Genomic DNA, 6,725 nt, shown 5'->3' with positions numbered 1-6,725 from the left:
TCGGGACGTACGTCCACCGGACCACATGCCGCTACGGAAGGTGCAACCCCATGCACACCGCCCCGCGCCAATGCCAGGAAACGCGCCCTTCCTCCGTAATAACCGCAGGCCCGTCCTTTCCTGCCGAGGCATCCGCACGACGGCAGGCTGAGGGTTCACAGCCACTGATGAATCGCCGCGACCTGAACCGTCGCCTCGAACCGAACCGCAAGTTTGTCGAACTGGGTTGCCACGGCCCGGCGCTGCTTGAGACGGCTGATCCCGCACTCGACCGCGTGCCGGGCCTTGTAGTCCTCGCGGTCGAAGAAGGGCGGCCGGCCACCGCCACGGCCGTGGCGGTGGCGGTTGCGGACCTGATCGACCGGCTCAGGAATCGTGCACCTGATGCCACGTCTGCTCAGGTAGGCGCGACTCGCGCGTGAAGAGTACGCCTTATCGCCTCGCACCCGCAGCGGGCGGTTTCTCGGCTGGCCGGCACCAGGCCGGGGCACCCCGATCGCGTTCAGGACCGGCTCGAACTGCGGACTGTCACCGCGCTGCCCGGCGGTGATCAGCAGCGACAACGGCTTCTGTCCCTGCTCACACGCCAGATGAATCTTCGTGGTGAACCCGCCTCGCGACCTGCCCAGTCCATGGTCTTCAGGTTCGGCGCTCACTCCGCCGGGTGGTTCCTTCTGCACAGCACCGCGCCGGCGGGCACCGGCAGCATGCTGGTGTGCCCGGCAGATGGTGGAGTCGACATTGACCTCCCAGAAGATCAGCCCGGCCGCATCAGCCCTCGCCTGCGACAACGTCAGCAGCCGGGCCCACACATGCCACGGTCCGTACCCGAACGGCAGGTCCCGCCACGGAACTCCCGTCCGAACCCGCCACCGCACACCGTCTACCAGCTGCCGACAGCCAGGCCACCTGCGACTTATGCCCACCGCAGGCAGCACCGACTTCAGCACCGACCACTGCTCATCAGGAAGATCCCCTCGCCCCACATCTTGATCATCACCGTGCAGGGCGCGCACAGGAAGCCGAACCTAAAACACGGCCTAGCGTGTCAGGCGGTACGCGTCGGTGATCGTCACCGTGTGTGCGTTCCCGCCCGTGTCCGTCAGACGGGCTCGGAAGGAGACGGACCCGGCGTCCGCGGGGTGGGTCAGCGTCACCTGGCGCGTGCTCCCGGAGGAACGGACGTCCGTCTTCCGCCAGGTGGCCCCCGCGTCGTACGAGACCTCGACCGTGAGCGCCTTCGCTCCCCGCGTGGCCGCCGCGCCCTCGACGACGAGCGGCACCGTCAGACGGGTGCCCGCCTTCGCCGTGCTGGCTGACGTCAGTTCGGGGGCGAAGCGGACCGAGGACAGCGGCAGTACGGCTTCACGCGTGCCGGACACACGGCCGGAGACGAACGTCCAGGAGGCGCTGACCCGGGTGCTGACCCCGGAGACGTCGGCAGGCCGGGAGAACTCCGAGGTGAGGCGGTAGGACTGCCGTGCCGCGGGGAGCGTGGTGACGGGCCGGCAGCGCAGGTACTTCCTCTCCAGTGCGCTCGATGTGCGGTACAGGTAAGGGACGTCGCCCGAGGTGAGGGTGACCTTGGCCGTCCCGGTCACGGAGTCGCCGACATGGCCGGAGCCGTCGGTGAACTGCGGCAGACATATCTTCAGGTCGTCACCGGTACGCGACACGCCTCCGCCACCCGGTCCTTCGGCCAGGCTGGGCCCGAACACTCCGGTGTTGAAGGTCTCCGAGTAGCTCCGTCCGGCCCGGTACGTCCGGCCCGCGCTGCTCTGGTACGCCTCGTGGCCGTCGTCCGCGCCCTTCTGCAGGAAGTCGAAGCCCCAGGTGTAGTTCTTGGGCACGGTGACGTAGTGCCGCTGACGCCCCGGGAGGGCGAAGTCAGTGGCGGCGACGCTGTAGCCCTCGTCGAACGGCGAGTACCAAGCGGCCCCGACACTGCCCGTCTTGCCCGCCGCGGGAGCGCCCGCGCTGATGTCCGCGCGCGCGAGTTCGCTCGTACTTGTCGTGTGCGAGAAGCCGTCGAAGAACGAGCCGGATTTGGTGTACAGCAGGTCGTACGCGGTGTCGGTGCCCTTGCTGAAGGTGGCGCCGACCTGGGCCTCGAAACCGTCGGCGGGTGATGCCGAGGCGCCGGACTGGGCGATCTTGAGCCGCGAGAAGTCACTGCCGGTCAGAATGCCCACGGCGAGACCCGACCCGGCCGCGCGCATCACGTACGAGGCGTAGGCGCCGTTGGACGTGGCGTCAGGGTCCGGTGGGGTGAGCGAGACCGGCTTGGCCTCACGGGCGTCCAGGACCGTGCGGGTGTCCGCGGTCAGCGACAGCCGCGGCTGCACCAGTTCCGCCGTCCCCGCGCCCGCACCACTCCAGGTGGTGACAAGGGCGAAGACGTTGTACGCCCCCTTCGGCGCGCGGAATCGCGCAATGCCGTCGGTGTCCCGCTGGTTCCACAGCAGGGCCGGGCTGTCCAGGCCGTAGAGGATGATGAACGGGAAGTACGCCGGGTCGCCGTTGCCGTCGAGGACGTTCATCATCAGGTCGTACGACTCCACCTCGGCGTCGGCCGCCAGGGCGGTGCGTACGCTCTGGCCGCCGCCGGTGGCGACCAGAGCGCCCGAGTAGTCGCCTCCCGCCGGTACGGTGCGGGTGTCGGCGGTCACGTCCACGGAGGCGGTGCCGCCCGCGGGCACGGTGACGCGCTTCGGCGAAACGGTGAACAGCCCCCGGGGAGCGGGTTTTCCGTCGGCGTCGGTCGCCTGGACGGCCAGGCGGAGGGTGACCGCCGAGGTGCCGGTGTTGCGGTACGTGATCTTCTTGGTCAGCGGAGTGTCGTCGGTGTGCGGCCACTGCTGTGCACCGAAGCCGACGGACGACGCCTCACTGCTCACCGTCTGTCCGACGGCTTTCGCGACGTCCACCCGCCCGGTGCCCTGCTGCTGCGCGGTCAGGCCGGCCGTGGGCTTCGTGGAGGAGACGAGGGCCTGCTTGAGCTGCTGCCCGGTCCAGTCGGGGTGCCGCTGGGCGAGGATGGCCGCGGCGCCCGCGATATGCGGGGTGGCCATCGAGGTGCCGTTGAGGGAGACGTATCCGTCGCCGGCGGGGGCGCCTATCGTGCCCTCGGCCGCTTTGGCTGCGACGATGAACCGGCCCGGCGCGGTGAGGTCGGGCTTCAGGGAGCCGTCCTGGGTGGGGCCCACGCTGGAGAAGGTGGCGATCCGGTCCTGCTTGTCCACCGCGCCGACGGTGAGCGCGGCGGCCGCGCTGCCGGGAGAGCCGACGGTACCGGCGAGGGGCCCCGCGTTGCCGGCGGCTACCACGAACAGTGTTCCGGTCGTGGCGGACAGGGTGTTGACGGCCTCTTCCAGCGGGTCGGTGCCCGCGGTGTCGGTGCCGCCCAGGGAGAGATTGACAACGTTGGCATTCTGGTCGACGGCCCACTGCATACCGGCGATGATGTCCGACTCGGAGCCCGATCCGCTGTCGTTGAGGACCTTGGCGTCGAGGATCTTCGCGCCGGGGGCGACACCCTTGTAGCGGCCGCCGGACTTGGCGCCGGAACCGGCCGCGGTGGAGGCGACATGGGTGCCGTGGCCGACCCGGTCCACGTTGTCCGGCGAGGAGCCGAAGTTCTGCTCGGCGATCTCCTGGTCAGCCAGATCCGGGTGGGTCTGGTCCACGCCCGTGTCCAGTACGGCGATGGTGACGCCCTTGCCGTCGTAGCCGGAGGCCCATGCCGTGGGCGCGCCGATCTGCGGCACGCTCTGGTCCAGGCTCGCCGTCCGGGCGGCGTCCAGCCACACCTTTTCGATGCCGGAGGCGATCCGGGTGGCACCCGCCCTGGCGCCCGTACCGGCGTCCGTGAGCGCGTTCCACACCTGCGAGGCGTCGGACCCGGACACCTCGACCGCCTGGCCGTTGATCACCGGCAGGTTCCGCTCGACGTCCGCGTCGGCGGCAGCGAGTTCCCGTTTCGCCGATGCCTCACCAGTCGTACGGTAGGTCACGATCAGCGGCGTCGAGTTCCGCTGTGTGTCGCCGTTGTCCGAGGCGAGCAGCTCCGTCACATCGAACAGCCGCCTGTCCACGGTGCCCTCGGCCAGCGGCCGCACCGCGTCCCCGGGGATCACGTAGCTGCGGTCCTGGTAGCGGTGGACCGAGATCGCGATGTCCTCGCGTCCCTCACCCGCCCGGACCCCGGTGACCCGCCCCGCACCGTCGGTCGTCACCGTGTCCCCGGTGATCAGGGTGACGGTGCGGCCGCCACTGTGCGCCGTACCTCCCGCCGGTGCGGTCTCCGCCGCGGCCGACAGGCCGGGTCTGATCCCGGGCGCCATGCCCAGGGCCAGCGCGGCGGCAACCGCCACGGCCCCCGAGCGCATCCATAACCTCATGCAAACTCCTTTGTAGCCATATGAGTTGAGCAGTATTCAGGTGCTGCCTTCGCGGGCGGCGGCCTCATGATCCCCATTGCGGTACCTCCGCACAAGGCCTTCCTGTTCGGGGTCGCGTTGCCACACCACCAGCCGCCGCAGCTCCCAGCGGCCCGCTTCTACGACTCATTCGCCCGATCAATTACGTCTGAAGACTTGACGACGACGTTCCATGTCACTGATTCCGCGAGTCGTCCAATGTAGGAGCGGCCTGTGTCAGTGAGGGCGTGCACGGCCGCGAACAGCCGCTGTGCGTGTCGGCCCGCAGGAGTCTCTGCTGCTGGTGGAGGTGCTGTTGACGAGTCGCTGGCGGGTGCGGGTTCCGGCTCCAGGAGCGCGGCGGGCAGACAGTCGTGGTGGGCGGAAGCGACCTTCTGGATCTGCCGGGACAGGCCCTGCCAGAGGTGAAAGCGGTGGCTGACCTGGAGGGCTTCGGGGGCACACCTGAGGTGATGGCCTGCCGGTAAGTGAGAGAGCCGTCGCGGCAGACGACCTCGATACCGGGATGCTCGCGCAGCCATCGGCCGAGTTGTTCGGCCTCCCGGCCTTCCCAGAGGGTGAGGGGAAGGCGGGTGGTGGCGTTGACCAGGAGGGTGCCGTAGGTGTCGCTGTAGAGCGCGAAATCGTCCACGCCCAGCCCCCGGGGTGTGACCGGCGGTGGTAGCGGCACCCGCATCAACTGGGAAAGCACCGTGTACCGGGAGAGCGCGACGTGGATGACGCGCAGCATGCGGGACCCGCCGCGGCCCGCCAACAGGACGCCGACCGCCTGGACCACCTGTTGCAGCAGCGGCGTGCGCCGCTGGTAGCGGACGGTCGGTCCCGGCACTTGCTCGGCGAAAGTCACCTTCGGGCAGTCGGCGTTCTCGCAGTACAGACGGCGCACACTCAAGTCGATTCGGACCGGTCGGCCGCCCAGAGCCGTATCAGCGAGGCGGCGTTCGTAGCGGCTGTGGACCCACTCACTCGGTGCCCCGCACCCCGTACACCACGCTGGAGCGCGGGCCCGTGTCCTGGCCCGGACCACCACCGCCGGTTCAGAGACATCAATCGAGACCACCAGTACGTCCGCCAAGTGCGGTAACAGCCAAGGCAGTTCAACAGTGCAAAGTCAGATCCTGCCCGTGATGCGGACCGGCTGACCCCCACCCCGAGATGATCTCCGACTGCGAAAATCTTGCCAGAGCCATCTAAGTCCGTACACCGACAACCCGGACCGCGGCCCAGTTGCTGAAAGTAGTGGGCTGGAATCTCGGCGCCCAGGAGCTTCCGGGCGTGTCGTGCCAGTGGGTCCTGCTGGCCGGCGGTGACAAGGTGCTCAAGGCCGCGGAGAATCCAGCTCATGCATGACGCGTTCACACTCCTTCGGCAGGCCGTTGACCTGTTGCCCGAGGATGCCGTGGCGGAGAACGGCGTAACGGTCGGGGACGTTCGCGAGGACATTGGGCGCCAGGAATGGGAGATGGTGCTCGGTCTTCTCGTCGAGATCGGGGGTTTTCGTCCGGTGTCCTTGGATTTCTGGGAGCTTCTTGCCGAGGCCGCCCGGCAGATGATGCTCGACCGCAGTTGCCGTTGGTGTCAGTGGCGGGGCTGGGAAGTTCAGCACGGCACCGTCCGGGCGATGCTGAGCCTGACGGGAGCGGAGGAGAGCGGACGTCGGAGTGCCTTTTCCGGGGACGGTCGGCTCAGACCGATGTGGGACATCGGTAACCGCACCGCTGACGGGGAACGAGAGTTGAGCATCGCACGGCTGTGGGTGGAGTTCGCGGAGGAACTCGGCCCTGGAGAGACTGCATACGTTCGGCTGGCCCCCCTGAGCCCCGAGCAGTGGAGGCACCTGAAGTGCGGTGACGTGATCACGATGCACGAGGCCCGGCCTGTTGCCGGCGTGGCCACGGTCATCGAGGTCTCGCTGCCTCGCAACTGAGTTCACGCCGTGATCATGTGCGAGGCGAACGGTGGCACGATGGTCGTCAGCCGCTGGCAGAGCTCGGGGTGAGTCGGTCAGCGCTAGTTCGGAAGTCGGGCATCCCGAGGTGCACGGTGGTGTGCCGGGCGGACACGTCGCGCATCGTGCCGAGCTTCTGTGCGGCGGCGAGACCTGCCTCGATCGCCGCGACCTCACCGAGCCAGCCCTGATCCTTGGCCTCCTGGAGACGGTCGGCAGGTTGGCGCGGATGTCGACGAGCCGTGTCCGCTGGGCTGGATCGGGTCGAAGGAGTGAGCACCTGACGCAGGCTTCTCTGTACTTTGGGGCCGTTGCGTCCCAAGCCTCTGATCTGCAGC

Annotated in this window: 4 protein-coding genes and 1 pseudogene; 1 reads left to right on the top strand and 4 read right to left on the bottom strand. The window is 68.7% G+C overall.

The window, feature by feature from the left end; translation table 11 throughout:
* Positions 1-155 precede the first annotated feature (155 nt).
* From ACWCRB_RS37385 to ACWCRB_RS37370, 4 genes and pseudogenes are all read right to left on the bottom strand, one after another.
* Positions 156-986, bottom strand: coding sequence for an IS5 family transposase (locus ACWCRB_RS37385; protein ID WP_451000309.1), 831 nt, complete (start codon positions 984-986; stop codon positions 156-158).
* Positions 987-1,040: 54 nt separating this feature from the next.
* Positions 1,041-4,400, bottom strand: a complete 3,360-nt coding sequence (locus tag ACWCRB_RS37380) for a S8 family serine peptidase (protein WP_451000305.1) — start codon at positions 4,398-4,400, stop codon at positions 1,041-1,043.
* Between the two features lie 214 nt (positions 4,401-4,614).
* Positions 4,615-5,331: a hypothetical protein gene (locus ACWCRB_RS37375; protein ID WP_451000310.1), complete on the bottom strand. Its 717-nt coding sequence runs from the start codon at positions 5,329-5,331 to the stop codon at positions 4,615-4,617.
* Between the two features lie 30 nt (positions 5,332-5,361).
* Positions 5,362-5,466, bottom strand: a pseudogene (locus ACWCRB_RS37370) (hypothetical protein); the annotation flags it as partial.
* A 306-nt stretch (positions 5,467-5,772) separates the two neighbouring features.
* Here ACWCRB_RS37370 and ACWCRB_RS37365 point away from each other — a divergent pair.
* A complete protein-coding gene (locus ACWCRB_RS37365; protein WP_451000308.1) occupies positions 5,773-6,366 on the top strand; it encodes a hypothetical protein in 594 nt (197 codons plus the stop codon).
* Positions 6,367-6,725: the final 359 nt, after the last annotated feature.

This window comes from Streptomyces sp. NPDC002156 (assembly GCF_053593675.1).
Note: the sequence above shows the minus strand (reverse complement) of the source record. Positions and strands in the feature narration are given on the sequence as shown.

Excerpts from the sequence above, each read along its gene's own strand:
- ACWCRB_RS37380 (WP_451000305.1), bottom strand. The coding sequence starts at position 4,400 with ATGAGGTTATGGATGCGCTCGGGGGCCGTGGCGGTTGCCGCCGCGCTG.